Origin of the sequence: Enterobacter sp. Res13-Sevr-PEC09-46, from assembly GCF_015672585.1 — a bacterium.
GTDB classification, from domain to species: domain Bacteria; phylum Pseudomonadota; class Gammaproteobacteria; order Enterobacterales; family Enterobacteriaceae; genus Enterobacter; species Enterobacter hormaechei_C.
The window spans coordinates 153,802-179,583 of record NZ_JADABR010000033.1; the positions used below are offsets into that span (position 1 = coordinate 153,802).

At 57.8% G+C, this 25,782-nt stretch carries 24 protein-coding genes, 1 pseudogene and 1 riboswitch; of the genes and pseudogenes, 18 read left to right on the forward strand and 7 right to left on the reverse strand.

Annotated elements, in window-relative coordinates; translation table 11 throughout:
• Positions 1 to 4: 4 nt before the first annotated feature.
• Both IMQ56_RS20720 and IMQ56_RS20725 read left to right on the forward strand, forming a co-directional pair.
• Complete coding sequence (locus tag IMQ56_RS20720) at positions 5 to 766, forward strand: molecular chaperone (protein ID WP_023295458.1); 762 nt, start codon at positions 5 to 7, stop codon at positions 764 to 766.
• Positions 750 to 1,811, forward strand: a complete 1,062-nt coding sequence (locus tag IMQ56_RS20725) for a hypothetical protein (protein ID WP_032649576.1) — start codon at positions 750 to 752, stop codon at positions 1,809 to 1,811. The genes IMQ56_RS20720 and IMQ56_RS20725 overlap by 17 nt, the downstream gene beginning before the upstream one ends.
• A 44-nt stretch (positions 1,812 to 1,855) precedes the next feature.
• Here the strand turns inward: IMQ56_RS20725 and ribB are convergent, their stop codons facing one another.
• The gene (gene ribB / locus IMQ56_RS20730; protein WP_015571897.1) at positions 1,856 to 2,509 is read right to left on the reverse strand and encodes a 3,4-dihydroxy-2-butanone-4-phosphate synthase; all 654 of its coding nucleotides are present in this window, start codon (positions 2,507 to 2,509) and stop codon (positions 1,856 to 1,858) included.
• A gap of 105 nt (positions 2,510 to 2,614) precedes the next feature.
• A riboswitch (FMN riboswitch) is annotated at positions 2,615 to 2,765 on the reverse strand.
• Positions 2,766 to 2,885: 120 nt separating this feature from the next.
• Between ribB and ubiK the strand changes: the two genes are divergently transcribed.
• The gene (ubiK, locus tag IMQ56_RS20735) at positions 2,886 to 3,182 is read left to right on the forward strand and encodes a ubiquinone biosynthesis accessory factor UbiK (RefSeq protein WP_000566823.1); all 297 of its coding nucleotides are present in this window, start codon (positions 2,886 to 2,888) and stop codon (positions 3,180 to 3,182) included.
• Positions 3,183 to 3,297: 115 nt separating this feature from the next.
• Here the strand turns inward: ubiK and hldE are convergent, their stop codons facing one another.
• From hldE to IMQ56_RS20750, 3 genes are read right to left on the reverse strand one after another with little or no spacing between them, the layout of a single operon-like run.
• Positions 3,298 to 4,728 (reverse strand): bifunctional D-glycero-beta-D-manno-heptose-7-phosphate kinase/D-glycero-beta-D-manno-heptose 1-phosphate adenylyltransferase HldE, encoded by a 1,431-nt coding sequence (gene hldE / locus IMQ56_RS20740; protein WP_015571898.1) that lies wholly within the window; start codon positions 4,726 to 4,728, stop codon positions 3,298 to 3,300.
• A 40-nt stretch (positions 4,729 to 4,768) separates the two neighbouring features.
• On the reverse strand, positions 4,769 to 7,624 hold the full coding sequence (glnE, locus tag IMQ56_RS20745) for a bifunctional [glutamate--ammonia ligase]-adenylyl-L-tyrosine phosphorylase/[glutamate--ammonia-ligase] adenylyltransferase (protein WP_023295459.1): 2,856 nt from the start codon (positions 7,622 to 7,624) through the stop codon (positions 4,769 to 4,771).
• A gap of 21 nt (positions 7,625 to 7,645) precedes the next feature.
• A complete protein-coding gene (locus tag IMQ56_RS20750; protein WP_023295460.1) occupies positions 7,646 to 8,947 on the reverse strand; it encodes an inorganic triphosphatase in 1,302 nt (433 codons plus the stop codon).
• Positions 8,948 to 9,184: 237 nt separating this feature from the next.
• Here IMQ56_RS20750 and IMQ56_RS20755 point away from each other — a divergent pair, with 237 nt between their 5' ends.
• Positions 9,185 to 9,805: a TIGR04211 family SH3 domain-containing protein gene (locus IMQ56_RS20755; RefSeq protein WP_001303390.1), complete on the forward strand. Its 621-nt coding sequence runs from the start codon at positions 9,185 to 9,187 to the stop codon at positions 9,803 to 9,805.
• A 60-nt stretch (positions 9,806 to 9,865) separates the two neighbouring features.
• Positions 9,866 to 11,107, forward strand: coding sequence for a multifunctional CCA addition/repair protein (locus tag IMQ56_RS20760; protein ID WP_023304444.1), 1,242 nt, complete (start codon positions 9,866 to 9,868; stop codon positions 11,105 to 11,107).
• A 13-nt stretch (positions 11,108 to 11,120) separates the two neighbouring features.
• On the opposite strand, the gene bacA is transcribed toward IMQ56_RS20760, so the two are convergent.
• Both bacA and folB read right to left on the reverse strand, forming a co-directional pair.
• Positions 11,121 to 11,942, reverse strand: a complete 822-nt coding sequence (bacA, locus tag IMQ56_RS20765; protein WP_003862545.1) for an undecaprenyl-diphosphate phosphatase — start codon at positions 11,940 to 11,942, stop codon at positions 11,121 to 11,123.
• A gap of 106 nt (positions 11,943 to 12,048) precedes the next feature.
• The gene (folB, locus tag IMQ56_RS20770; protein ID WP_015571902.1) at positions 12,049 to 12,417 is read right to left on the reverse strand and encodes a bifunctional dihydroneopterin aldolase/7,8-dihydroneopterin epimerase; all 369 of its coding nucleotides are present in this window, start codon (positions 12,415 to 12,417) and stop codon (positions 12,049 to 12,051) included.
• A gap of 107 nt (positions 12,418 to 12,524) precedes the next feature.
• On the opposite strand from folB, the gene plsY reads away from it, so the two are divergent.
• The 10 genes from plsY to ureG all read left to right on the forward strand — a co-directional run bounded on the left by plsY (position 12,525) and on the right by ureG (position 20,339).
• The gene (gene plsY / locus IMQ56_RS20775; RefSeq protein WP_017384031.1) at positions 12,525 to 13,139 is read left to right on the forward strand and encodes a glycerol-3-phosphate 1-O-acyltransferase PlsY; all 615 of its coding nucleotides are present in this window, start codon (positions 12,525 to 12,527) and stop codon (positions 13,137 to 13,139) included.
• Positions 13,140 to 13,231: 92 nt separating this feature from the next.
• Complete coding sequence (locus tag IMQ56_RS20780; RefSeq protein ID WP_196063901.1) at positions 13,232 to 14,698, forward strand: MFS transporter; 1,467 nt, start codon at positions 13,232 to 13,234, stop codon at positions 14,696 to 14,698.
• A gap of 155 nt (positions 14,699 to 14,853) precedes the next feature.
• The gene (locus IMQ56_RS20785) at positions 14,854 to 15,681 is read left to right on the forward strand and encodes an urease accessory protein UreD (RefSeq protein WP_015571905.1); all 828 of its coding nucleotides are present in this window, start codon (positions 14,854 to 14,856) and stop codon (positions 15,679 to 15,681) included.
• 10 nt (positions 15,682 to 15,691) lie between these two features.
• Positions 15,692 to 15,994 carry an urease subunit gamma gene (locus IMQ56_RS20790; protein ID WP_003862556.1) on the forward strand — a complete coding sequence of 101 codons (303 nt, stop codon included), beginning with the start codon at positions 15,692 to 15,694 and terminating at the stop codon, positions 15,992 to 15,994.
• Between the two features lie 10 nt (positions 15,995 to 16,004).
• Positions 16,005 to 16,319: an urease subunit beta gene (locus IMQ56_RS20795; RefSeq protein WP_015571906.1), complete on the forward strand. Its 315-nt coding sequence runs from the start codon at positions 16,005 to 16,007 to the stop codon at positions 16,317 to 16,319.
• Entirely contained in the window at positions 16,312 to 18,015 is a 1,704-nt protein-coding gene (ureC, locus tag IMQ56_RS20800; protein ID WP_165747340.1) for an urease subunit alpha, read from the forward strand. The genes IMQ56_RS20795 and ureC overlap by 8 nt, the downstream gene beginning before the upstream one ends.
• Before the next feature lie 9 nt (positions 18,016 to 18,024).
• Positions 18,025 to 18,489, forward strand: coding sequence for an urease accessory protein UreE (ureE, locus tag IMQ56_RS20805; protein WP_017384028.1), 465 nt, complete (start codon positions 18,025 to 18,027; stop codon positions 18,487 to 18,489).
• Between the two features lie 9 nt (positions 18,490 to 18,498).
• Positions 18,499 to 19,038 (forward strand): HupE/UreJ family protein, encoded by a 540-nt coding sequence (locus IMQ56_RS20810; RefSeq protein ID WP_023295464.1) that lies wholly within the window; start codon positions 18,499 to 18,501, stop codon positions 19,036 to 19,038.
• The gene (locus tag IMQ56_RS20815; RefSeq protein WP_017692647.1) at positions 19,038 to 19,712 is read left to right on the forward strand and encodes an urease accessory protein UreF; all 675 of its coding nucleotides are present in this window, start codon (positions 19,038 to 19,040) and stop codon (positions 19,710 to 19,712) included. Before IMQ56_RS20810 ends, IMQ56_RS20815 begins: the two co-directional genes overlap by 1 nt.
• A gap of 9 nt (positions 19,713 to 19,721) precedes the next feature.
• Complete coding sequence (gene ureG, locus IMQ56_RS20820) at positions 19,722 to 20,339, forward strand: urease accessory protein UreG (RefSeq protein ID WP_047733930.1); 618 nt, start codon at positions 19,722 to 19,724, stop codon at positions 20,337 to 20,339.
• A gap of 72 nt (positions 20,340 to 20,411) precedes the next feature.
• Here ureG and tsaD read toward each other — a convergent pair whose 3' ends face one another.
• Positions 20,412 to 21,425, reverse strand: a complete 1,014-nt coding sequence (tsaD, locus tag IMQ56_RS20825) for a tRNA (adenosine(37)-N6)-threonylcarbamoyltransferase complex transferase subunit TsaD (RefSeq protein ID WP_015571911.1) — start codon at positions 21,423 to 21,425, stop codon at positions 20,412 to 20,414.
• Positions 21,426 to 21,661: 236 nt separating this feature from the next.
• On the opposite strand from tsaD, the gene rpsU reads away from it, so the two are divergent.
• The 3 genes and pseudogenes from rpsU to rpoD all read left to right on the forward strand — a co-directional run bounded on the left by rpsU (position 21,662) and on the right by rpoD (position 25,735).
• Complete coding sequence (rpsU, locus tag IMQ56_RS20830; RefSeq protein ID WP_001144069.1) at positions 21,662 to 21,877, forward strand: 30S ribosomal protein S21; 216 nt, start codon at positions 21,662 to 21,664, stop codon at positions 21,875 to 21,877.
• A gap of 115 nt (positions 21,878 to 21,992) precedes the next feature.
• A pseudogene (dnaG, locus tag IMQ56_RS20835) lies at positions 21,993 to 23,796 on the forward strand (DNA primase).
• Positions 23,797 to 23,890: 94 nt separating this feature from the next.
• Positions 23,891 to 25,735: an RNA polymerase sigma factor RpoD gene (gene rpoD, locus IMQ56_RS20840; protein WP_015571912.1), complete on the forward strand. Its 1,845-nt coding sequence runs from the start codon at positions 23,891 to 23,893 to the stop codon at positions 25,733 to 25,735.
• Positions 25,736 to 25,782: the final 47 nt, after the last annotated feature.

The window sequence follows — 25,782 nt, forward strand, 5'->3', positions numbered from 1 at the left end:
CATCATGAAATTAACGCCGATTAAAAGCCTGTGCCTGATGCTAATCAGCACAGCATTTACCACCCATGCGGCCATTAATCTGGACCGCACGCGCATTGTTTTTCCAGAAAGCGACAAGGCCAGCAGCCTGAAAGTGGACAACCAGAGCAAGGCGCTGCCTTATCTGGCGCTCTCCTGGATTGAAGATGAAAAGGGGCATAAAGAAGATGCGCACTTTATGGCGCTTCCCCCCATTCAACGTATCGAAGCGGGCGCCTCGTCGCAGGTAAGAATTGTTAAACAAGCCGCCACCCGCCAGTTGCCAAAAGACAGGGAATCGCTGTTTTATTTCAACCTGCGTGAAGTACCGCCAAAAAGCATCAGCGCCAGCGAGGAGCGCAGCGTGATGCAGGTTGCCATGCAGAGCCGAATCAAGCTGTTCTGGCGTCCGGAAGCGATTAGCAAAAAATCCGGCGAACTGGCTGAAATGCGCATGGAAATTACCGCCAGCGCGAAAGGACTCACGGTCCACAACCCTACGCCGTACTACATCACGCTGGCGTGGCTGAGCAAAAATGCCAAAACCATGCTGCCGGGTTTTGACAGTCTGATGATTGCGCCTTTCGCCACGGCAACCGCCTCTACCGGTGATTACCACGGTAGTTATTACAGCATCGGCTATATCGACGATTACGGCGCCCTAAAAAAAGTCGACGTGCAGTGCACCGGAACGGCGCTATGTAAACTTACCGAACGGAAAATCGATAAAGATGCAAAAGCTCGCTAGTTTCCTGTTTACACTGCTGCTTTCAGCGCTGCCTTTGAAAGATGCGCTGGCGCTTAACTGCTATCTGGGTGGATCTGGCGGCCCCGTCGAGGAGACAAAAACGATCACCCCTTTTGCGATACCCAGCAACGCTCAGGTTGGTCAAAAAATATGGGAGTCTGATGACATTAAAATTCCGGTGACGTGTGATAACAACGTCACGAGCAATTTTGAGCCGGAAGATGTCTTTGCATGGGTGAACCCTTATCCTGCCGCAACCGATCCCTATTATGAACTGGGCGTCACCTATGAAGGCATAGATTACGATGCCACGGGCCAGCCCAACGGCGTGGATACCCGCCAGTGCCTGGACAACGATAACATCACCATTTACACCGCGGATCAAATCCGCCAGATGGGTTGGGAGAATCGCATCTGCTCCGGCAATCCGGATGATATCCATATTTCACGCACGTTCGTCGCCCGATTACGACTTTTCGTGCGAATTAAGGCTATGCCGCCACATGGTTATATCAGTTCGCTCAGCGATTACATCGTTGTGCAGTTTGACGGTAAGGGTGGCGTTAATCAGATGGCCGACGCGAAGAACCTCAAGTATCACATCAACGGACTGCAAAACATTACGGTGCTTGATTGCGGAGCGACGTTTAGCATTTTCCCTGAAAATCAGGAGATCGACTTCGGCGCCTTCAGCGCGCGCGACATTGTGAATCAGCAGACGCGTATGCGCACGTTTTCAATACGAACCACCAAAGTGCAGGATGCCCAATGCTCGGACGGATTTAAGATGGACTCGTCGTTTTACACAACCGAAACGCTTAGCGCAGACGACACCGCGGTACTGATAGGGAATGGGTTAAAGCTGCGTATTCTTAACGGAACGGAGCCTTACACCTTCAACCAGTACAAGGAGTACGCCGATTTTACGGGCGATACGATGAATGTTGAGCAAAACTACACGGCTGAACTTTCACGGGAAGAAGGGAAAGCGATTCAGTCCGGGCCGTTTGAAACCGTGGTACTGTTCAAAATTAACTACCACTAGAAACAAAAAAGCCGGGTTTCCCCGGCTTTTTCACATCAGCATGTTTAGCTGGCTTTGCGCTCGTGCGCCCGGCGGTACTCAACCAGATCTTCAATCGTCACCACTGGCATATTGTGCAGTCGCGCAAAGGTGATGCACTCCGGCGCGCGCGCCATGGTGCCATCATCGTTGGTCAGTTCGCACAGCACGCCTGCGGGTTTGAAGCCAGCCAGCGTCACCAGATCGATGGTCGCTTCGGTATGACCACCACGGGTCAGCACGCCGCCCGGCTGCGCGCGCAGCGGGAAGACGTGACCAGGGCGGTGCAGATCGGATGGTTTCGCACCATCAGCAATCGCTGCACGCACGGTAGTCAGGCGGTCAGCCGCCGACACACCGGTGGTTACGCCATGCGCTGCTTCAATGGTCACGGTGAAGCCGGTACCAAAGGCGCTGGTGTTGTTTTCAACCATCATCGGCAGATCAAGCTGCTTGCGACGGTCTTCGGTGATGCACAGGCATACGATGCCGCTACCGTGACGGATGGTCAGCGCCATCTGCTCAACGGTCATGTTCTCGGCGGCAAAAATCATGTCGCCTTCGTTTTCACGGTTTTCATCGTCAAGCACCATCACACCGCGGCCTTCGCGCAGTGCATCCAGTGCATGCTCAACACGTTGAGTTGAAGTGCCAAAAGAGGAAAGTAGCGTCTGATTCATGGTAAAAAAACCTCATTAACTTTATGGTTACCAGAATCAGGGCAGTCTTAGGAGCGCCGTACTAGCGGCAAAAAAATAACGTGAGCGGGCCATGCCCGACTGGATCGTTACTCTCTCCCATCCGGACTCTAACCGTCGGCCCCGGAATTACACCGGATCTGCTGACCTTTGAGAATTCACCCAAAGCGCTCGCGGGCTTTCAGCGTTAAGCTGATTTACCGCCGGTGGGGAATTTCGCCCCGCCCTGAGAATAAGCGAGATAACTATAACGCTATTGATTACCCTGGGCAATGCATAAGCTTCAAACAATTTTGTTTAACCCACGGCATGACGCGCTACAATAGGCACTAACACCTTTTCATCAAGGGAAACGACAATGATTGACCCAAAGAAAATTGAGCAGATCGCGCGTCAGGTTCATGAGTCCATGCCGAAAGGTATTCGTGAGTTTGGTGATGACGTTGAGAAGAAAATCCGCCAGACGTTGCAGGCACAGTTGGTTCGCCTTGATTTAGTCAGCCGCGAAGAGTTTGATGTGCAGACTCAGGTGCTGCTGCGCACCCGCGAGAAACTGGCGCTGCTGGAACAGCGTCTGAGCGAGCTGGAGAGCCGCAATGCGCCGGAAGAAGTGAAGCCAGCGCCAGCTATTCCACCGGTGGATGACCAGGCATAAGTGCGGCCTGCTGTGCCCGGTGGCGGCTACGCCTTACCGGGCCTGGATGAACGCGTAGGTCGGGTAAGGCGCAGCCGCCATCCGACATAAAAAAACGGGCCTGTTGGCCCGTTTTTTACTGACTGTCTTTCTGGATCTTCTTAATGATGTTGGTGGTTGAACACCCGTCCTCAAAGTTGAGCACCATCACTTCACCGCCATTTGCCCAGACCTCTTCGCTACCTGCGATTTGCTCTGGTTTGTAATCACCGCCCTTCACCAGCAGGTCAGGCAGAATTCCGGCAATCAGGCGCTGCGGGGTGTCTTCTTCAAATGAGACCACCCAGTCCACCGCTTCCAGCGCGCCGAGCACGATCATGCGCTGCTCCAGCGGGTTCACCGGACGCGTTTCACCCTTCAGACGTTTGGTTGAGGCATCACTGTTGACCGCCACAATCAGGCGATCGCCCAGCTTACGCGCATTCGCCAGATACGAGACATGACCCGCATGCAGGATGTCGAACACGCCGTTAGTCATCACCACTTTTTCACCGCGTTTGCGCGCGGCAGCAACGGCCACTTTCAGCTCGTCTTCGGTCATGACGCCAAAGCCGGTATCCGCACGCCCACGCACCGCGTTTTCCAGCTCGATTGGCGAAACGGTGGAGGTCCCGAGTTTACCAACGACCACGCCCGCCGCGGCGTTCGCGAAGTAGCACGCTTCTTCCAGGGAGTTACCCGCCGCCAGCGTCGCCGCCAGCACGCCAATCACCGTATCACCGGCACCGGTCACGTCGTACACTTCCTGCGCCTGGGTTGGCATATGCAGCGGCGCCTTGCCCGGTTGCAGCAGCGTCATGCCCTGCTCGGAACGGGTCACCAGCAGCGCAGACAGCTCGAAATCAGCGATGATTTTCATGCCGCGCTCAACCAGCTCTTCTTCAGTTTTGCACTTGCCCGCCACCGCTTCGAATTCAGAGAGGTTTGGCGTCAGCAGGGTTGCGCCGCGATAGCGCTCGAAATCGGTGCCTTTCGGATCGATCAGCACCGGTACGCTGGCTTTACGCGCCAGCTGGATCATGGTCTGCACGCTCGCCAGCGCGCCTTTGGCATAATCAGACAGCACCAGCGCGCCGATATTACCCAGCGCCTGGCTAATACGCTCGTGTAGCGGCTCAGGATCAACGCCTTCGAATCCTTCTTCGAAATCGAGGCGGATCAGCTGCTGATTACGCGACAGGACGCGAAGCTTGGTGATGGTTGGGTGGGTCGGAACAGAAACGAAGTCGCACTTCACGTTCACGTCCGCCAGCGACTGACTCAGGGCACGCGCCGCATCGTCAATGCCGGTCAGGCCCACCAGACGCGAATGCGCGCCCAGCGAGGCTATGTTCATCGCCACGTTTGCCGCGCCGCCTGGACGCTCTTCAATGGTGTCGACCTTAACTACCGGCACCGGCGCTTCCGGAGAGATACGGCTGGTCGGCCCATACCAGTAGCGATCCAGCATCACATCACCGACAACCATAACTCCAGCACGTTCAAACTCTGGCAGTGTTACTTTCATTCCTGACTCCAGAAAGATTCACAATTTGCGCGCGATAATATCACACTTGTTTTGTTACGCACGGTTCCACCAGCCACTTCTGCCAGCTTGTGGTCACCTGCGCGCGTTCATCGGCGAAACAGTCCAGCGCCACATGGCCCGGCTGTTCCTGTAAGGCCAGATGGTGCAACTCATCACGCAGCGTGGTGTAGGCGCGGGTTAATGCCTGCGCCTCCTGCTCATCCATAATGTCGTTCTGTGCCAGCAGTTCCAGTATGCGCACGTTATCCGACCAGCGGGTCAGCTTCGGCTTATCGTGCGCGTGCAGCAGCACCAGGTACTGAGTGATAAACTCGATATCGGTAATGCCGCCTTCATCGGCTTTAATATCAAAGCGATCGCGATGTTTGTTGCCAAGGTGCGCGCGCATCTTCTCCCGCATTTCCCGCACTTCGGTTTGCAGCGTACTGCCCTCGCGCGGGGTCGTCATGACCGCCTTGCGGATCGCATCGAACTGCGTTTTGAGCTGCGGATCGCCGTATACAACGCGGGCGCGCACCAGCGCCTGATGCTCCCACGTCCAGGCTTCGTTCTTCTGATAGTCGGCGAAAGCCTCCGTCGAGGTGACCAGCATGCCTGCCGCGCCGGACGGGCGCAGACGCGCATCCACTTCATACAGAATGCCGGATGAGGTGCGGGTGCTGAACAGGTGCATAATGCGCTGGGCCAGACGCAGGTAGAACTGCCGCCCGTCAATCTCACGTTCGCCGTCGGTCATGACGTCTGCCGGACAGTCGTGGAGGAAAATCAGATCCAGATCGGAGCTGTAGCCCAGCTCCCAGCCGCCCAGCTTGCCGTAACCCACCACCGCAAAACCGCGGCCTTCGCGCTCTGCAAGGTGTTTCGGCTGCCCGTAGCGGGCCACCATCTGCACCCACGCCTGATGGACAACCGCGTCGATGATCGCTTCCGCCAGCCAGGTTAAGTGATCGCTCACTTTCATTACCGGCAGGGTACCGGCGATATCTGCCGCCGCCACGCGCAGCATCTGCGCCTGCTTAAACTGACGAAGCGCCTCAAGCTGTTGCTCTTCGTCCTCTTCCGGTACGCGCAGCAGATACTGACGCAGCTCGTCGCGGTAGGCATCCGTCGCCGTCGGCTGATACAGCGTATTCGGGTCGAGCAGTTCGTCCAGCAGCAGCGGATAACGCGCCAGCTTGTTCGCCACCATCGGCGAGGCGGCGCAGAGAGAAATCAGGTGCTTCAGCGCGCCGGGAAACTCGCTTAACAGTTCAAGGTAAGTGGTACGCGTGACGATCCCGCTCAGCAGCGGCATCATGCGCGACAGCGGCACCGGCGCATCCTCGCGGGAGCAGACATCGCTCAGCAGATGCGGCATCAGATGATCCAGCACCTGACGACCACGTGGGCCAATGGCGCGTTTGTTCAGTTCGAAGCGGAAATCGGCAATCAGCGCCACCACGCGATGGCGGGCATCGTCGCTTAAGTGCGCCAGCACCGGCGTGGTGTCATCTTCCTGGAGCGCGTCCTGCCACAGCTCGCGCCAGTGCTCGGAGAGCGCATCGTCCTGCGATTCACTTTCGTCGTCGCCGATCAGATCGTTAAAGATGCGGCGCACGCCCGCCATTTGCGCTTCCAGCCGTTCCGTCAGCGCCGCCCAGTCATCCACCCGCATCCCCCAGGCCAGACGCGCCCGGTTCAGCTCGTCGCCCGGTAACGTCTGGGTCTGTTCGTCGTTGATACTTTGCAGCAAATTTTCCAGACGACGCAGGAAGAGATAAGAGTCACGCAGCGTTTGCGCATCGCCTTCCGGCAGCAGATGCAGCTGCTCGATAGCGCTCAGCGTCGGCAGCAGCGAGCGGGATTGCAGAGAAGGTTCACGCCCGCCGCGTATCAGCTGGAAGACCTGGACGATAAATTCGATCTCACGAATACCGCCCGCGCCGAGCTTGATGTTGTCCTTCAGGCCACGGCGACGCACCTCGCGGGCAATCATCCCTTTCATATTTCGCAGGGACTGGATCACGCTGAAGTCGATGTAGCGGCGGAACACAAACGGGCGCAGCATGGCGCGCAGCTCGTTGGCCCAGGCATCGTCGCTGTCACCCATGATCCGCGCTTTGACCATCGCGTAACGCTCCCAGTCGCGACCCTGCTCCTGGTAATAATCTTCCAGCGCGGCAAAGCTCAGCACCAGCGGACCGCTGTCGCCAAACGGACGCAAACGCATATCCACGCGGTAGACAAAACCATCCTGGGTGGGCTGATCCAGTGCCTTAATCAGCCGCTGCCCCAGGCGAGTAAAGAACTGGGCGTTGTCCAGCTCGCGACGACCGCCGCGCGTGGAGCCGTTCTCCGGCCAGGCAAAAATCAGATCGATGTCTGAGGAGAAATTAAGCTCGCAGCCGCCCAGCTTGCCCATCCCCAGAATCAACAGCGGTTGCGGAACCCCGGCTTCGCTGCACGGCGTGCCCCACTCTTTACAGCAGGCGGCGTAGAGCCAGTCCCGCGCGGCGACAATCAACGTCTGCGCCAGCTCGCTCAACTGCTGCAAGGTACTCTCTTCGCTCACCAGCTCCAGCGCCTGCGCCCAGGCAATGCGTACCATCACCCGGCGGCGGAACTGACGCAGTACGCGCATCAGCGTGGCTTCGTCTGCCACCTCTGCCAGCGCGGTTTGCAGCCAGCCAGCATAATGCCGCCACTCGTCAGCCTGCGGCGGCGCGCTTTCCAGCTCTGCCAGCCAGTCCGGGTTGGCGCTGACGCTCTCCTGCACAAAATCACTGAACGTGAGCACGCTTTTCGCCTGCTCGCTTAACGATGACGCGGGTAACGACTCAGGCAGGCGTTCGCAAACGGTCTGCCAGTGCTGCTGTAACTGCGAAGAAAGCGGCATATCAGGGGTTCCTTGCCAGAATTAACGTTTTCCGCTGTGCAGCCAGTACGGATCCTGCGAAATGGCCTCGTTGCGGAAATGCTCGATTTCGATCTGCTGACGGGTCTCGATGGCATGCTTCAGCCCCTGCCAGTTCTCCAGCCAGGCCTGCGCCTTCACGCCCTCATACGCACCTGACAGCAGCAACATGCTGTCAATGTTACGCGCCAGGCGGGGAAGCTGATCGCCATACTGGTCGCCCAGCGGATGCGCAAAGGTGGTTCTCAGCTCGGCCGCGTGACGGGAGAGGTGGATATCCGCAAAACGTTTGAAGTTTTCCGCAATTTTGGTCTGCCCTTTCGCATCGAGGAACGTGCGCCAGCCGCGCGTCACCAGAAACTCGGTCAGCGCCAGTTTCGCGCCGGCGTTTTGCGGGCTGTAGATCGCCGTTTGTGCCGACACGTCGGAAAGCATCAGCGTTTCGGTTTGAGTGAGCAAATCACGTAAGTGAGTGCTGGCTTTACGCGGTACAATGCCGCCAAAGAGCGTCAGGGTATGACGCACCAGCCCCATAGCGGCCAGCACCTGTTTTTTGGCATTTTTCACGTTACGCGCCCACAGCTCCTCGTGGTACTGCCACTGAGAGAGCGCCAGCTCCAGCGCCGCTTCCATGCCCTGCTCAACGGAGGCTTTCGGCACAACGCGCAGAATCGGGGTTTCTCGCAGCACGCGCGGCGCATTCCCGGCGGCCAGGTGATAGCCGCGTGCCGCTTTACTCAGGCTGCCCTGACGCAGGCCAGGCTGGTTCACCAGCTTGTGCGCCAGCTTCAGCACATCACTCGCCTCGCCTTCCAGCAGTTCGAGTTCCAATTCGCAGATCGGCTCCTGCTCTTCACCCGCCTTAATTTCACCCCGATCGAACGCGATCTCAATGCGGCTCTTGCCTTCCGACACCAGCCATTTTTCGCGCCAGAAATCGGTGCTGAACAGCGGTTGCGCCTCTGCCGACAGCGTTGCGGGCAGCGTTCCTTCCGGCCACACTTCCGCCGGAAAACGATCCAGCTCAAGTTCTGGCTTACTGATGTCGATATTGTATTCCGGACGCTGGTGCAAACCGCCCACCACGCGACCGGCGATTTTCATCGTCATCTCGTAGCGCCCGTTCGCACCCCGGATGCGCAGGCCCATATCGTGGTTGCGCAGCCAGTTGTCCGGCGTTTCGTAATAGATGTTGAGCAGCTGTACGGGTTCATGGTGCTCGCCGGACAGCGTATTCAGATGCTGGCGGAGCGCGTCAGCGCTGTCTTTTTCGACGATAAACTTTAATTCGATCTCTTGTGCCATAGCCTTGTACTTTTGCGTGCGTCACAGACGCGTCGATGAAGGCGAACTTCCTCGCCATTTGTTTGTCAGTACATAGTATTTTGCGCCAAATTGCCACGCAATGAGCAATTTGACGGGCGTAAAAGTTTAAAGCGGTGGAAATCATGACACAGATGATTCCGATTGATGATGAATCCTTTGCGTAGCGACACTGATACCACTACTATCGTTCCACTTTTTATGAAAATAACGACTGATATGCTTAAATTACGCCTGATTGGACTTACTTTACTCGCTTTTAGCGCCGCAACCGCGGTCCACGCTGAAGAGAAACGTTACGTTTCTGATGAACTGAATACCTGGGTACGCAGCGGCCCTGGAGACAATTATCGCCTCGTGGGTACGGTAAATGCCGGCGAGGAAGTGACTCTGCTGCAAACCAATGCAGACACCAATTACGGTCAGGTTCGTGACAGCTCTGGCCGCACCTCATGGATCCCGCTGAAAGAGCTGAGCACGGTGCCAAGCCTGCGCACCCGCGTGCCGGACCTGGAAAATCAGGTGAAAACCCTGACCGATAAGCTGAACAACATTGACGGCACCTGGAACCAGCGCACCGCAGAGATGCAGCAGAAAGTGGCGCAAAGCGACAGCGTGATCGCCGGTCTGAAAGATGAAAATCAGAAGCTGAAAAATGAGCTCATCGTCGCGCAGAAGAAAGTGAACGCCGCGAATCTACAGCTGGATGACAAACAACGCACCATCATCATGCAGTGGTTTATGTATGGCGGCGGGGTGCTTGGCGTCGGTCTGGTGCTGGGTCTGGTGCTTCCTCACCTTATCCCGAGCCGTAAACGTAAAGACCGCTGGATGAACTAACTCGTCTTCTCTGCCACACTTACGTATCATCTTGCGAAAAGAGAAAACGGGAGTGTTGGCGTGAAGAGTTATCTGGTCGGTGGTGCGGTACGTGATGCGTTATTAGGTCTGCCGGTCAAAGATAAAGACTGGGTCGTGGTCGGTGCCACGCCCGAAGCGATGATTGACGCGGGCTACCAGCAGGTAGGCCGCGATTTTCCTGTGTTCCTCCATCCGAAAAGCCGGGAAGAGTACGCCCTGGCGCGTACCGAACGGAAATCCGGTTCCGGTTATACCGGCTTCACCTGCTATGCCGCGCCGGATGTGACGCTGGAGCAGGACTTACTGCGCCGCGATCTCACCATTAACGCCCTGGCGCAGGACGAAAACGGCCATATTATCGATGTCTACGGCGGCCAGAACGATCTGCGTGACCGTCTTTTACGCCATATCTCCCCCGCCTTTTCTGAAGATCCGCTTCGCGTACTGCGCGTGGCGCGTTTTGCCGCCCGTTATGCCCATCTCAGCTTCCGCATCGCCGACGAGACGATGGCGCTGATGACGGCCATGACCGACGCGGGCGAGCTGGAACATCTGACGCCAGAACGCGTCTGGAAAGAGACCGAAAACGCCCTGACTACCCGCAATCCACAGGTCTTTTTCCAGGTTCTGCGCGACTGCGGGGCGCTGAAAGTGCTGTTCCCGGAAATAGACGCGCTGTTTGGCGTGCCCGCCCCGGCGAAATGGCACCCGGAAATTGATACCGGCATTCACACCCTGATGACGCTGAGCATGGCCGCCATGCTCAGCCCGGAGGTGGACGTGCGCTTTTCCACCCTCTGCCATGACCTCGGCAAAGGGTTAACGCCAAAGGAGTTGTGGCCACGCCACCACGGGCACGGTCCGGCTGGCGTGAAGCTGGTTGAAGGGCTTTGTCAGCGCCTGCGCGTGCCGAATGACATTCGCGATCTGGCAAAACTGGTGGCCGAGTTTCACGACCTGATCCACACCTTCCCGATCCTGAAACCCGCTACCATCGTCAGGCTGTTTGATAACATCGACGCCTGGCGCAAACCGCAGCGTGTGGAGCAAATTGCGCTGACCAGCGAAGCCGACGTGCGCGGCCGCACCGGGTTTGAAGCGTCCGATTATCCGCAGGGTCGTTTGCTGCGTGAGGCGTGGGACGTAGCGAAAGCGGTGCCAACGAAAGAGGTGGTGGAGGCAGGGTTTAAAGGCCCGGCGATCCGCGAAGAGCTGACGAAGCGGCGGATTGATGCGGTTGCAGCGTGGAAGGAAAAACGTTGCCCTCAGCCGAAAGACTGAGGGCGGTCGGTCATCAGAAGAAGACCACGTACACGGCAGCCGCGACGATAAAGCGGTAGATCGCGAACGGAATAAACGAAATACGCTTAATCAGTTGCAGGAAGGTTTTGATGGCGATCAACGCCACAATAAAGGCGGTGATAAAGCCCACGGCGAACATCGGAATGTCGCCCACGGTCAGGAAGCCGATGCTTTTGTAGAGATCCAGCGCGGTGGCGCCCATCATCATCGGCACCGCCAGCAGGAACGAGAACTCAGACGCCGCGTAACGGCTCACGCCCATCAGCATCCCGCCGGAAATGGTTGCCCCTGAACGGGAGAAGCCCGGCCACAGCGCCAGACACTGGAAGCAGCCAATCATAAACGCCTGGCGATACGTCATATCGTCCAGACCTTCCGCACGCGGGGTTTTTGGCTTCAGCACTTCGGCGGCAATCAGCAGGAAGCCGCCGACAACCAGCGCGTACATCACGTTAATCGGGTTGAAGAGCGATTTAATGGTGTCGTGGAACACCAGCCCCAGCACCACCGCCGGGATCATCCCGAGCAGAATATGAATCAGCGTCAGGCGCCCTTTGCCCTCTCCTTCACGCTGCGGCAAACGCCCGAAGTGGATACCGATCAGACCAAACAGACGACGCCAGAACATCACGACCACCGCCAGGATAGAGCCCAGCTGGATCACCACCTCAAACGTCTTTGCGGTATCGCCTTCAAAGCCCAGGAGATGGCCAACGATAATCATATGGCCCGTACTGGACACCGGCAAAAACTCCGTCAATCCTTCGACCACACCCAGTATTGCCGCCACCAGCAGCGAGTGCATATCGCTCATCTATAAACCCCTAAAAAGATATAAAAAAACGGTGTCCCACGCGGACAACCGTGAAAGATACAGCTTTAAGACCGATATAACCTAAAATGGTTTAGCTATTATGACGTTAAATCTTTCCTTTCAGATTTGTGCCACGCTCGATAATCACGCCCACATTGGCGGCGCGCGCCACCGCTCCCGGCTTGCTTAGCTTAATGCGCACCCATGGGGAGTTAAATTTGCTCAGCAGCAGGTCTGCTACCTCTTCCGCCACGCGTTCTACCAGCGCAAAACGTTGCCCTTCAACATGGGCGATGACCGTTTCACTGATGTCGGCGTAGCTCAGACAGTCATTCACATCATCGCTTTTTGCTGACTTGCGGTTGTCCCAGCCCATTTCGATATCGAACACCAGTTTCTGCTCGATGGTCTGTTCCCAGTCGTAAACACCAATTGTGGTGATTACCGAAAGTTGCTCTATAAATACAATATCCATCACGACCTGCCTGCTTTTTGGCTAAACCGGATACCACTTCCGGCGAATTATGCGTATTATCCACAGATGCTGAGAATACAGATACATTTTCAAAACGGAACAGCGTTATGAGTGCAATCGCGCCTGGAATGATTATCCTCGCCTACCTTTGCGGCTCAATCTCCAGCGCCATTCTGGTCTGCCGCATCGCCGGGTTGCCTGACCCGCGTGAAAGTGGTTCCGGGAATCCGGGGGCGACCAATGTACTACGAATTGGCGGCAAGGGAGCAGCCGTAGCGGTTTTGATTTTTGATGTTCTGAAAGGAATGCTTCCCGTCTGGGGCGCGTATGCGCTCGGCGTCACACCCTTCTGGCTGGGGCTGATTGCCATCGCCGCCTGCGTCGGCCACATCTGGCCCGTTTTCTTTGGTTTTAAAGGCGGTAAAGGCGTTGCCACCGCGTTTGGCGCGATTGCGCCGATCGGCTGGGATCTCACCGGCGTGATGGCGGGCACCTGGCTGCTGACCATTCTGCTGAGCGGTTATTCGTCGCTGGGCGCCATCGTCAGCGCACTGATCGCCCCGTTTTATGTCTGGTGGTTTAAACCGCAGTTTACCTTCCCGGTGTCGATGCTCTCGTGTCTGATCCTGTTGCGCCACCACGACAACATTCAGCGCCTGTGGCGGCGTAAGGAAACCAAGATCTGGACGAAGCTCAGGCGTAAAAAGAAAGACGCTCAGTAAACCGTTCGTTATGCCTTATAACCAAATGTGATTTTTGTCACCTTCTGCCTGTGGTAACTGTTAGAGACACAACACAACCACACAAAAAGAAAATGGCAGAAATCACAGATTCAACTCCCCTTCCAACGGCAGGAAATACCCCGGATGGCGACATCAAGTGGGTGCGTAGCGCATCGGACGTTTCACGTCTCGTTAATGACGGCTCTCAGGGCCGGGCCAATGCCCGCATCGTGGTCGGTATCGCGCTCGGGGGAATTTTCCTCGATGCCTACGATCTCGGCGCGCTGGCATTCGGCATCAAAGACATCACCCGCGAATTTAACCTGACGCCCGCCGGTACCGGCATGGTGGCCTCGGCGATTACCTTTGGCGCGATTGTCGGGGCGCTGCTCGGCGGCTATCTTACGGATAAAATCGGGCGCTACCGCGTCTTTATGGCCGACATGGTGTTCTTTGTCGTTGCCGCTATCGCCTGTGCGCTGGCCCCGAACGAATATGTGCTTGCGGGCGCGCGCTTTGTGATGGGTCTTGGCGTTGGGATCGACCTTCCCGTCACGATGGCGTTTCTCAGCGAGTTCGCCAGGCTGAAAGGCCCGGGGAATAAAGCCTCCAGCGTCGCAATGTGGTGCCCCACCTGGTACGCGGCCATCAGCATCTCTTATCTTCTGGTGCTCTTCTTTTACGCCGTGCTGCCGGAAAGCCACAGCGACTGGCTCTGGCGTCTGATCCTTGGCTTTGGCGCGGTGCCCGCGCTGGTGATTATCGCCATCCGCAGCCGCTATATGAGCGAATCCCCGGTCTGGGCGGCGAATCAGGGCAATCTGAAGGAGGCGGCGTCCATCCTGCGGCAGTCTTACAATATTAATGCCCACGTACCGCAGGATGCGCTCGACCAGCCCGCGCCTGTCGTGAACAAGGCAAAATGGTCGAACTACCTGAACCTGTTCCGCGGTATCTATCTGCGGCGTACCACGCTCGCCACGCTGCTGTCAGTGGTCTCCTCGTTCGCCTATAACGCCGTAGCCTTTGGCCTGCCGGTGATCATCTCCAGCTTCTTTGTGCAGTCGATGCTGACCACCATTCTGATCTCGCTGGCGCTTAACCTGCTGTTCGCATTTGTCGGCGGGCTGCTGGCGGTGCGCTATGTTCCGCGCTTCGGCGCATGGCGGATGTCACTGGCGGGTTATGCGTGCCAGCTTGCGGCACTGCTCGGCCTGGCGCTGATTGGCCGCCCTGACGGGGCTACGGAAGGCGTGGTCGCCGTCGCGATGCTGGCGCTGTTCCTGTTTGGTCAGGGTTTTGGTCCAGGTGCGCACACCATGACGTTTGCCTCCCTGAGCTACCCGACCTCGCTGCGCGGCGTGGGCGTGGGGCTTAACCAGACGCTGATGCGCAGCAGTTCAACGCTGTCACTGTTTCTGTTCCCGCTGCTGGTCGCCTCGCTGGATACCGCCGTGTTCTGGGTGATTGCGCTGGCGCCGTTTATCGGTCTGGCGTCGCTGCTGGCGATCCGCTGGGAGCCGTCGGGGTATGATGTGGATGCAGAGGATTATCGCTAGCCTTTCTTGCCGGGTGGCGCTGCGCTTACCCGGCCTACATTACTGAAACCGGCTCACATGAGCCGTTTTTTTATCCATAAGCGACTCATATGACAGCCTTCATTTCCGCCAGGGCATACTGAAACGTACCCCGATAGTGTGGAAATGGAAGCACCATGTTAGCAACTCAGGTCACTGATAATTCATACAAAGGCTGGCAGGCCTCGCTTGCCCTCCAGTTTTGTCATACCCCTGAGAAAACCCTCCTCCATTCCGCGCGTCACAGCGGGCCGCTCACCGTTCAGCGTCCGTTTTATCCCGAAGGGGAAACCTGCCACCTTTACCTGCTGCACCCGCCAGGCGGAATTGTGGGCGGAGATACGCTGGATATTTCCGTGCGGCTCGACGCCAAAAGCCATGCCCTCATTACCATGCCCGGCGCCAGCAAGTTCTATCGCAGCAACGGCCCGCTGGCCTGCCTCAGTCAGCATTTTTACCTCGACGAAGAGGCCACGCTGGAGTGGCTGCCGCAGGACACCATTATTTTCCCCGGCGCTAACGCCGCGCTGCGTTCCGTCTTTCACCTGCACGCCACCAGCACGCTGCTGGCGTGGGAGCTGTACTGTCTGGGCCGTCCGGTGATAAACGAAACCTTCAGCCACGGCACGCTGGAGAACCGCCTTGAGGTGTGGGTGGATGGCGAGCCGCGTCTGATTGAGCGACTGCATCTCAGCGGTGGCGATCTGACGCCAGTCGCGGACCATCCGTGGGTCGGCACGCTGCTGTTCTATCCGGCCCGGGAAGCACTTCTCGACGCGGTGCGTGCGCTTCTCGCCCCGCTGGAAAACGTTGGCGGGGCGACGCTCACCGACGATCTGCTGTCGGTGCGTTTTCTCTCCCACGACAACCTGATTTGTCAGCGGGTGATGCGCGATATCTGGCAGTCGCTTCGCCCGCTTTTAACTTCCAAAACCGCCTGTTCGCCGCGCATCTGGCAAACATAAGAGAAACGCTATGGAACTGACTCCCAGAGAAAAAGACAAGCTGTTGCTGTTCACCGCCGCGCTGGTTGCCGAACGCCGCCTCGCGCGCGGGGTAAAGCTCAACTACCCGGAATCGGTCGCGCTGATCAGCGCCTTTATTATGGAAGGCGCGCGCGATGGCGAAACCGTCGCCTCGCTGATGGAAGCCGGCCGCCACGTCCTGACGCGCGATCAGGTGATGGAAGGCGTGCCGGAGATGATCCCGGATATCCAGGTGGAAGCCACCTTTCCGGACGGATCCAAGCTCGTCACCGTCCACAACCCGATCGTGTAAGGAGCGCGTGATGATCCCAGGCGAATACCGGATCCAGTCCGGAAACATTGCTCTCAACGTCGGGCGCGAAACCCGAAGTGTGATCGTGGAAAACCACGGCGACAGGCCGATCCAAGTCGGATCGCACTACCACTTTTACGAGGTCAACCCGGCGCTGAAGTTCGATCGCGAAGCCACCCGAGGTTACCGGCTGAACATCCCGGCCGGCACTGCCGTGCGCTTCGAGCCCGGCCAGAAGCGGGAAGTGACGCTGGTGCAGGTGACGGGCGCACAGCGCATTTTCGGCTTTCGCGGCGAGGTCATGGGCGAGGTGAAACATGGCTGAGATTTCACGCCAGGCGTATGCCGATATGTTCGGCCCCACTACCGGGGATAAAGTGCGGCTGGCCGACAGCGAGCTGTGGATCGAAGTGGAAGACGATCTCACGATCTACGGCGAAGAGGTTAAATTCGGCGGCGGAAAAGTGATCCGCGACGGCATGGGACAGGGGCAGATGACCGCCGACGACTGCGTGGATCTGGTGCTCACCAACGCGCTGATCGTCGATCACTGGGGGATCGTGAAAGCGGATATTGGCGTAAAAGATGGGCGGATCTTCGCCATCGGCAAAGCCGGAAACCCGGACATTCAGCCCGGCGTGACAATCCCGATTGGCGCGGCAACGGAGGTGATCGCCGCCGAAGGGAAGATTGTCACCGCAGGCGGGATCGACACCCACATCCACTGGATCTGTCCGCAGCAGGCGGAAGAGGCGCTGGTGTCTGGCGTCACCACCATGATCGGCGGCGGCACCGGGCCTGCGGCAGGCACAAACGCCACCACCTGCACGCCGGGGCCGTGGTATATCGCCCGCATGTTGCAGGCAGCCGATACGCTACCGGTGAATATTGGCCTGCTGGGTAAAGGGAACGGCTCCAACCCGGACGCGCTGCGCGAGCAGATCGTGGCAGGTGCCATCGGGCTTAAGATCCACGAAGACTGGGGCGCGACGCCTGCGGCCATCAACTGTTCGCTGGAGGTCGCTGAAGAGATGGATATTCAGGTGGCGCTGCACAGCGACACGCTGAACGAGTCCGGTTTTGTCGAAGACACGCTGGCCGCCATCGCCGGGCGCACCATCCACACCTTCCACACCGAAGGGGCGGGCGGCGGCCATGCGCCGGATATCATCACCGCCTGCGCGCACCCGAATATTCTGCCCTCCTCCACCAACCCGACGCTGCCCTACACGGTCAACACCATCGACGAGCACCTGGACATGCTGATGGTTTGCCATCACCTCGACCCGGATATCGCCGAGGACGTGGCGTTTGCCGAATCCCGCATTCGCCGGGAGACCATCGCCGCCGAAGACGTGCTGCACGATATCGGCGCGTTCTCGCTCACCTCGTCAGATTCACAGGCAATGGGCCGCGTGGGGGAAGTGATTATCCGCACCTGGCAGGTGGCGCACCGCATGAAGGTGCAGCGCGGCGCACTGCCGGAAGAGACCGGCGATAACGATAACTTCCGCGTAAAGCGCTATGTCGCCAAATACACCATCAACCCGGCGCTGACCCACGGCATCGCCCATGAGGTCGGTTCTATTGAGGCGGGCAAGCTGGCGGATCTGGTGGTCTGGTCCCCCGCCTTCTTTGGCGTCAAACCCGCCACCATCGTCAAAGGCGGGATGATCGCCTGCGCGCCGATGGGCGACATCAACGCCTCGATCCCCACGCCGCAGCCGGTACATTACCGCCCGATGTTTGGTGCCCTTGGTGCCGCACGCCACGCCACGCGGCTGACGTTTGTCTCTCAGGCTGCTGATGCCAGCGGCATTCCGCAACGGCTCGGACTGCAAAGTGCCACCGCGGTGGTGAGAGGCTGCCGGTCGGTGAAAAAGGCCGACATGATCCACAACGATTTACAGCCGAATATCACCGTTGACGCGCAAACCTATGAGGTACGCGTCGACGGCGAATTGATCACCAGCGAACCGGCAGAGGTTTTGCCGATGGCGCAACGCTATTTTCTGTTTTGAGGAGTCATGATGATCTATTTAACCCAACGCCTGGACCATGCGCATCCGATTACCGCCAGCGTCACGCTACCGATTGATGTGCGGGTAAAAAGCCGCGCCCGCGTGGCGCTGAACGACGGCCGCGAAGCCGGGCTAATGCTGCCGCGCGGCCTGCTGCTGCGCGGGGGCGACCTGCTGACTACCGACGATGGCAGCGAGGTGATCGAAGTGATCGCCGCCCCGGAGTCGGTTTCCGTGGTGCGCTGCGCCGACCCGTTCCTGCTCGCCCGCGCCTGTTATCACCTGGGCAATCGTCACGTACCGCTGCAAATAATGCCTGGCGAACTGCGCTACCACCACGACCACGTCCTCGACGATATGCTGCGTCAGTTCGGGCTGGAGGTGACCTTCGCCAGCCTGCCATTTGAACCGGAAGCGGGCGCTTACACCAGCGATGCCCACAGCCATAGCCACTCTCACGCTCATTCACATTAAGGACTCATCATGCGCAAGTACTTACCGCTGTTACTGCTGGCTTTTTCCGTTCCCGCGCTCGCACATCCCGGCCACGGGACCGACAGCTTCCAGGCCGGATTTCTCCATCCGCTGACCGGGCTGGATCACCTGCTGATGCTGACGGGGGCTGGCGTGCTCTCCGCCCTGAGCGGCCGCAAGCTGCTGTTGCCGTTAGCGACGCTCGGCATGATGCTTGCTGGTGCCGTTGCGGGCAGCCTGCTCGGCGGCTTTAGCGGCATGGAGATGCTGATTATCGCCTCGCTGGCGCTCTGCGGCGTGATGATGTTTAAGACCGAAAATCGCCTGCTGCTGGCGGTACCAGCCCTGGCGATGTTCCACGGCTGGGCGCACGGCGTGGAGATGTCCGGCCACAGCTTCTGGCTCTTCACCAGCGGGTTTATGTTAGCCAGCGCCACGGTGCTGTGTGCCAGCTTCGCGGCAGGGCTGCTGCTGCGCCGTCACGACGGCCTGCGTAAAACCTTCGGCGGCGGGCTGATCGTCTCCGCCCTGCTGGCGCTGATGAGCTGATGGAGCACGCCCGCCAGCGGCTGCGCCTGATGCAGCTCTCCAGCAGTAGCCTGCCGGTCGGATCGTTTACCTGGTCGCAGGGGCTGGAGTGGGCCGTTGAGGCCGGGTGGGTCACGGACGCTGAGGCCTTCAGGCGCTGGCAGATCCAGCAGATGGAGCAGAGCTTTTTCTGTGTCGACCTGCCGCTGTTTATCCGCCTGTATCGTGCCTGCGAGAAGCAGGACGTCGCGACAGCAAAACGCTGGACGGCATACCTGCTCGCCTGTCGGGAAACGCGCGAGCTGCGCGATGAAGAACGCAACCGTGGGGCGGCCTTTACGCGCCTGATTAAAAGCTGGGAACCCGCCTGCCCGCCAGAATGGCTGCCGCTGTTGATGCGAAGCCAGCTCGGCGGCATGGCGTGGCTCGGCGTGCGCTGGGGCATTAGCGCGCGCGAGCTGGCGCTGAGCCTCGGCTACAGCTGGATTGAGAGCGCGGTGATGGCGGGCGTCAAGCTGGTGCCGTTTGGGCAGCAGGCAGCACAACAGCTGATTATCGACCTGAGCGACCATTTTGCCGCCGGGTTTGAACAGGCATTTTTACGTGGCGACGACGCGCTGGGGGCCGCTACGCCGCTGTCGGCCATCGCCTCCGCGCGCCATGAAACCCAATATTCACGACTATTCCGTTCCTGAGGAGTCAACATGGCTGATTACAAACATCCCCTGCGCGTGGGCGTGGGCGGCCCGGTAGGGTCGGGCAAAACCGCCCTGCTGGAAGCGCTCTGCAAGGCGATGCGCGACACCTATCATCTTGCGGTGGTGACCAACGATATCTACACCAAAGAGGATCAGCGCATCCTGACCGAGGCGGGTGCGCTGGAGCCAGAGCGCATCGTGGGCGTGGAAACGGGCGGCTGCCCGCATACCGCCATCCGCGAAGATGCCTCAATGAACCTGGCGGCGGTGGAAGCGTTGAGCGAGAAGTTCGGCAATCTGGATCTGATCTTCGTGGAAAGCGGCGGGGATAACCTGAGCGCGACCTTCAGCCCGGAGCTGGCGGACCTCACCATCTACGTCATCGACGTGGCCGAAGGGGAAAAAATCCCGCGCAAGGGCGGGCCGGGGATCACCAAATCCGATTTTCTGGTGATCAACAAAACCGACCTCGCGCCGTACGTGGGGGCGTCGCTGGAGGTAATGGAGCGCGACACTCATCGCATGCGCGGCGAGCGCCCGTGGACGTTTACCAACCTGAAGGCGGGTGACGGGCTGGCGACGATCATTGCGTTTCTGGAAGAGAAAGGAATGTTGCGGGTGTAGGGTGGTTTATTGCACGTTAGCACACGTGGATCTTGTAGGCCCGGTAAGCGCAGCGCCACCGGGCAAAGAAACTCACGCCTCAGGCAGTTCCGCCAGCGGCCAGCGCGGACGCACAGATACGCTCAGGTCAGCCGTTGCGCCGGCGTTCAGACGCACCATCCCGGCGTAGGCGATCATCGCCCCGTTATCGGTGCAAAATTCAGGACGCGCATAGAACACTTCCCCGCGACGTTTTTGCATCATCTCGGCGAGCTTCGCGCGCAGCGTGCGGTTAGCGCTGACGCCACCGGCCATCACCAGGCGCTTAAAGCCGGTCTGATCCAGCGCGCGCTTGCACTTGATCATCAGCGTATCCACCACCGCGTCTTCGAACGCACGGGCGATGTCGGCACGCGTCTGCTCACTGTCGTCATTATTGCGGATGGTGTTCGCCGCGAAGGTTTTCAGGCCAGAGAAGCTGAAATCCAGCCCCGGACGGTCGGTCATCGGCCGCGGGAAGACAAAGCGCCCTTCCGTTCCCTGCGACGCCATTTTCGACAGCATCGGGCCGCCCGGGTAATCCAGCCCCAGCAGCTTGGCGGTTTTGTCGAAGGCTTCACCGGCAGCATCGTCGATCGACTCGCCCAGCAGCGCGTACTTGCCAATGCCCGTTACGCTAATCAGCTGGGTATGCCCACCGGAAACCAGCAGCGCCACAAACGGGAACTCTGGCGGATTGTCTTCCAGCATCGGCGCCAGAAGGTGCCCTTCCATATGGTGAACCGGAATGGCCGGAACATCCCACGCGAAGGCCAGCGAACGCCCTACCGTTGCGCCGACCAGCAGCGCGCCGACCAGGCCCGGCCCTGCGGTATAGGCCACGGCATCAATATCTTTTGCACTCAACCCGGCCTCTTTAAGCGCCGCCTGAATCAGGGGAACCGTTTTACGCACGTGGTCACGAGAGGCCAGTTCAGGCACGACGCCGCCGTAGTCAGCGTGCAATTTCACCTGACTATACAGCTGGTTGGCCAGAAGCCCTTTTTCGTCGTCGTAAATCGCGATGCCGGTTTCATCGCAGGATGTTTCAATACCCAGTACACGCATGACTTGTTTTACCTCGTTTCAATACCGCGCAGTGTAGAGCCTGGGCGGATTGTTGTAAAACTTTGTTCGCCCCAGGAAGAAGCCTCGTGTATACTCCTCACCCTTATTAAAGTCCCTTTCAAAATCGCATCGGTGCTTTACAAAGCAGCAGCATTTGCAGTAAAATTCCGCACCATTTTGAAATAAGCTGGCGTTGATGCCAGCGGCAAACCGAATTTATTAAAGGTGAGAGTTACATGCCGGTAATTAAAGTACGTGAAAACGAGCCGTTCGACGTAGCACTGCGTCGCTTCAAACGTTCATGCGAGAAAGCAGGTGTTCTGGCTGAAGTTCGTCGTCGTGAGTTTTATGAAAAACCAACGACCGAACGTAAGCGCGCTAAAGCTTCCGCTGTGAAACGTCACGCGAAGAAACTGGCTCGCGAAAACGCACGCCGTACTCGTCTGTACTAATCTGTTGAGGGCCACAGCCCTCAATTGACAGACAGAGTTGTAGTCGTAAGGCCGTGCTTCCGGAAGGAATGCGCGGCTTGTTTTCGTTTATAATTCGCTTAAATTTTTGGGGCATATGGCCGGAAGAATCCCACGCGTTTTCATCAATGACCTGCTTGCCAGAACCGACATCGTCGATCTCATCGACGCGCGGGTGAAGCTAAAAAAGCAGGGCAAGAACTACCATGCGTGCTGTCCGTTCCATAACGAAAAAACCCCCTCTTTCACCGTAAACGGTGAAAAACAGTTCTACCATTGCTTCGGCTGTGGCGCACACGGTAATGCCGTCGATTTTTTGATGAACTACGACAAGCTCGAGTTCGTTGAAACCGTCGAAGAGCTGGCGGCGATGCATAACCTTGAAGTGCCGTATGAAGCAGGCAGTGGGCCAAGTCAGATCGAGCGCCATCAGCGGCAAACGCTGTACCAACTGATGGATGGCCTGAATTCGTTTTACCAACAGTCTCTTAAGCACTCTGCGGCTGAGCCTGCGCGTCAGTATCTGAACAAGCGCGGACTGAGTGACGATGTGATTGCGCGTTTCGCTATTGGTTACGCCCCGCCCGGCTGGGACAACGTGTTAAAGCGTTTTGGCGGCAATAGCGAAGATCGTAAATCCCTCATCGACGCAGGCATGCTGGTCACCAACGACCAGGGACGAAGCTACGACCGCTTCCGTGAACGGGTGATGTTCCCGATCCGCGACAAGCGTGGCCGGGTGATAGGTTTTGGTGGTCGCGTGCTGGGTGATGCCCTGCCGAAATACCTTAACTCCCCGGAAACCGATATTTTCCATAAGGGCCGCCAGCTTTACGGTCTTTATGAGGCACAGCAGGATAATGCGGAACCTCCGCGTCTTCTGGTCGTCGAAGGCTATATGGATGTTGTTGCGCTGGCGCAGTACGACATTAATTATGCCGTTGCGTCGCTGGGAACGTCCACCACGGCGGACCATATCCAGCTGCTGTTCCGCGTCACCAACAACGTGATTTGCTGTTACGACGGTGACCGCGCAGGACGCGACGCCGCCTGGCGAGCGCTGGAAACCGCGTTGCCGTATATGACCGACGGGCGTCAGCTACGCTTTATGTTCCTGCCCGACGGTGAAGACCCGGATACGCTGGTGCGTAAAGAGGGCAAAGCGGCGTTTGAAGCGCGGATGGAGCAGGCTCAGCCGCTCTCCACGTTTCTGTTTAACAGCCTGATGCCGCAGGTTGATTTGAGTACCCCTGACGGGCGCGCGCAGCTCAGCACGCTGGCGCTGCCGTTAATCAGCCAGGTGCCCGGCGAAACGCTGCGCATCTATCTGCGTCAGGAGTTAGGCAACAAGCTCGGCATTCTGGATGACAGCCAGCTTGAACGTTTAATGCCGAAACAGGCTGAAAACGGCACGGTACGCCCCGCGCCTCAGCTAAAACGCACAACCATGCGTATACTGATAGGGTTGCTGGTGCAAAACCCCGAACTTGCTCCGCAAGTGCCGTCGCTGGCGGGTTTGAACCACGAAAAATTGCCCGGGCTTGGCTTATTTTCAGAATTGGTCAACACTTGTTTGTCTCAGCCAGGTCTGACCACCGGACAACTTTTAGAGCATTATCGCGGCACAAAAGAGGCCGCTACCCTTGAAAAACTGTCGATGTGGGACGATATAGCAGATAAGGATATCGCAGAAAAAACGTTCACCGACTCGCTCAACCATATGTTTGATTCGATGCTTGAGTTGCGCCAGGAAGAGTTGATAGCTCGCGAGCGCACCCATGGCCTGAGCAGCGAAGAACGCCGGGAGCTCTGGATGATTAACCAGGAACTGGCGAAGAAATAAAAAATTTAACGGCTTAAGTGCCGAATATCGATCGGGAAGCCCCCGGCAGCCGCACTGAGAGGCAGCGGCAAAAATATAAGTACGCCCTCGCTTTAAAGGTTGGCAGCCCATCGCCGACACCAATCAAACGAATTAAGTGTGGATACCGTCTTATGGAGCAAAACCCGCAGTCACAGCTGAAACTTCTTGTCCAACGCGGTAAGGAGCAAGGCTATCTGACCTATGCCGAGGTCAATGACCATCTGCCGGAAGATATCGTCGATTCAGATCAGATCGAAGATATCATCCAAATGATCAATGACATGGGCATTCAGGTGATGGAAGAAGCACCGGATGCCGATGATCTGTTGCTGGCTGAAACCTCCAACAACACTGACGAAGATGCGGAAGAAGCTGCTGCACAGGTCCTGTCCAGCGTGGAATCTGAAATCGGGCGTACCACTGACCCGGTCCGCATGTACATGCGCGAAATGGGTACCGTTGAACTGTTGACCCGCGAAGGCGAAATTGACATCGCAAAACGCATCGAAGACGGGATCAACCAGGTTCAGTGCTCTGTTGCCGAATACCCGGAAGCGATTACCTATCTGCTGGAGCAGTACGATCGCGTCGAAGCGGAAGAAGCGCGTCTGTCCGATCTGATCACTGGCTTTGTCGACCCGAACGCTGAAGAAGATATGGCGCCAACCGCCACTCACGTCGGGTCTGAGCTGTCTCAGGAAGAGATGGATGACGACGAAGACGAAGATGAAGAAGAAGAGGACGACAGCAGCGACGATGACAATAGCATCGACCCTGAACTGGCGCGTGAGAAGTTTGCCGAGCTGCGTACCCAGTACGAAGTGACGCGTGACACCATCAAAGCGAAAGGCCGCAGCCATGCCGCCGCTCAGGAAGAGATCCTGAAGCTGTCTGAAGTGTTCAAACAGTTCCGCCTGGTGCCAAAACAGTTCGACTACCTGGTGAACAGCATGCGCGTGATGATGGATCGCGTACGTACCCAGGAACGTATCATCATGAAGCTGTGCGTTGAACAGTGCAAAATGCCGAAGAAGAACTTCATTACCCTCTTCACCGGCAATGAAACCAGCGAAACCTGGTTCAACGCCGCTATCGCGATGAACAAGCCGTGGTCTGAAAAGCTGCACGACGTGAAAGAAGACGTACAGCGCGGCCTGCAAAAACTGCATCAGATTGAAGAAGAGACCGGCCTGACCATCGAGCAGGTGAAAGACATCAACCGTCGTATGTCCATCGGTGAAGCGAAAGCCCGCCGTGCGAAGAAAGAGATGGTTGAAGCGAACTTACGTCTGGTTATCTCTATCGCCAAGAAATACACCAACCGTGGCCTGCAATTCCTGGATCTGATTCAGGAAGGCAACATCGGTCTAATGAAAGCGGTAGATAAGTTTGAATACCGTCGTGGTTACAAGTTCTCCACCTATGCTACCTGGTGGATCCGTCAGGCGATCACCCGCTCTATCGCAGACCAGGCGCGCACCATCCGTATTCCGGTGCATATGATTGAGACCATCAACAAACTCAACCGTATCTCTCGCCAGATGTTGCAGGAGATGGGCCGCGAGCCGACGCCGGAAGAGCTGGCTGAACGCATGTTGATGCCGGAAGACAAGATCCGTAAAGTGCTGAAAATCGCTAAAGAGCCAATCTCCATGGAAACGCCAATCGGTGATGATGAAGATTCGCATCTGGGTGATTTCATCGAGGATACCACCCTCGAGCTGCCGCTGGACTCTGCCACCACCGAGAGCCTGCGTGCCGCTACGCACGACGTGCTGGCTGGCCTGACCGCCCGTGAAGCCAAAGTGCTGCGTATGCGTTTCGGTATCGACATGAACACCGACCACACGCTGGAAGAAGTGGGTAAACAGTTTGACGTTACCCGCGAACGTATCCGTCAGATCGAAGCGAAGGCGCTGCGTAAGCTGCGCCATCCGAGCCGCTCTGAAGTGCTGCGTAGCTTCCTGGACGATTAATCGGTCCTGAAATGAAAAAGCTCCCAATCGGGAGCTTTTTTTGTTTA

Excerpts from the sequence above, each read along its gene's own strand:
- IMQ56_RS20720 (WP_023295458.1), top strand. The coding sequence starts at position 5 with ATGAAATTAACGCCGATTAAAAGCCTGTGCCTGATGCTAATCAGCACA.
- IMQ56_RS20725 (WP_032649576.1), top strand. The coding sequence starts at position 750 with ATGCAAAAGCTCGCTAGTTTCCTGTTTACACTGCTGCTTTCAGCGCTG.
- ribB (WP_015571897.1), bottom strand. The coding sequence starts at position 2,509 with ATGAATCAGACGCTACTTTCCTCTTTTGGCACTTCAACTCAACGTGTT.
- ubiK (WP_000566823.1), top strand. The coding sequence starts at position 2,886 with ATGATTGACCCAAAGAAAATTGAGCAGATCGCGCGTCAGGTTCATGAG.
- hldE (WP_015571898.1), bottom strand. The coding sequence starts at position 4,728 with ATGAAAGTAACACTGCCAGAGTTTGAACGTGCTGGAGTTATGGTTGTC.
- glnE (WP_023295459.1), bottom strand. The coding sequence starts at position 7,624 with ATGCCGCTTTCTTCGCAGTTACAGCAGCACTGGCAGACCGTTTGCGAA.
- IMQ56_RS20750 (WP_023295460.1), bottom strand. The coding sequence starts at position 8,947 with ATGGCACAAGAGATCGAATTAAAGTTTATCGTCGAAAAAGACAGCGCT.
- IMQ56_RS20755 (WP_001303390.1), top strand. The coding sequence starts at position 9,185 with ATGCTTAAATTACGCCTGATTGGACTTACTTTACTCGCTTTTAGCGCC.
- bacA (WP_003862545.1), bottom strand. The coding sequence starts at position 11,942 with ATGAGCGATATGCACTCGCTGCTGGTGGCGGCAATACTGGGTGTGGTC.
- folB (WP_015571902.1), bottom strand. The coding sequence starts at position 12,417 with ATGGATATTGTATTTATAGAGCAACTTTCGGTAATCACCACAATTGGT.
- plsY (WP_017384031.1), top strand. The coding sequence starts at position 12,525 with ATGAGTGCAATCGCGCCTGGAATGATTATCCTCGCCTACCTTTGCGGC.
- IMQ56_RS20780 (WP_196063901.1), top strand. The coding sequence starts at position 13,232 with ATGGCAGAAATCACAGATTCAACTCCCCTTCCAACGGCAGGAAATACC.
- IMQ56_RS20785 (WP_015571905.1), top strand. The coding sequence starts at position 14,854 with ATGTTAGCAACTCAGGTCACTGATAATTCATACAAAGGCTGGCAGGCC.
- IMQ56_RS20790 (WP_003862556.1), top strand. The coding sequence starts at position 15,692 with ATGGAACTGACTCCCAGAGAAAAAGACAAGCTGTTGCTGTTCACCGCC.
- IMQ56_RS20795 (WP_015571906.1), top strand. The coding sequence starts at position 16,005 with ATGATCCCAGGCGAATACCGGATCCAGTCCGGAAACATTGCTCTCAAC.
- ureC (WP_165747340.1), top strand. The coding sequence starts at position 16,312 with ATGGCTGAGATTTCACGCCAGGCGTATGCCGATATGTTCGGCCCCACT.
- ureE (WP_017384028.1), top strand. The coding sequence starts at position 18,025 with ATGATCTATTTAACCCAACGCCTGGACCATGCGCATCCGATTACCGCC.
- IMQ56_RS20810 (WP_023295464.1), top strand. The coding sequence starts at position 18,499 with ATGCGCAAGTACTTACCGCTGTTACTGCTGGCTTTTTCCGTTCCCGCG.
- IMQ56_RS20815 (WP_017692647.1), top strand. The coding sequence starts at position 19,038 with ATGGAGCACGCCCGCCAGCGGCTGCGCCTGATGCAGCTCTCCAGCAGT.
- ureG (WP_047733930.1), top strand. The coding sequence starts at position 19,722 with ATGGCTGATTACAAACATCCCCTGCGCGTGGGCGTGGGCGGCCCGGTA.
- tsaD (WP_015571911.1), bottom strand. The coding sequence starts at position 21,425 with ATGCGTGTACTGGGTATTGAAACATCCTGCGATGAAACCGGCATCGCG.
- rpsU (WP_001144069.1), top strand. The coding sequence starts at position 21,662 with ATGCCGGTAATTAAAGTACGTGAAAACGAGCCGTTCGACGTAGCACTG.
- rpoD (WP_015571912.1), top strand. The coding sequence starts at position 23,891 with ATGGAGCAAAACCCGCAGTCACAGCTGAAACTTCTTGTCCAACGCGGT.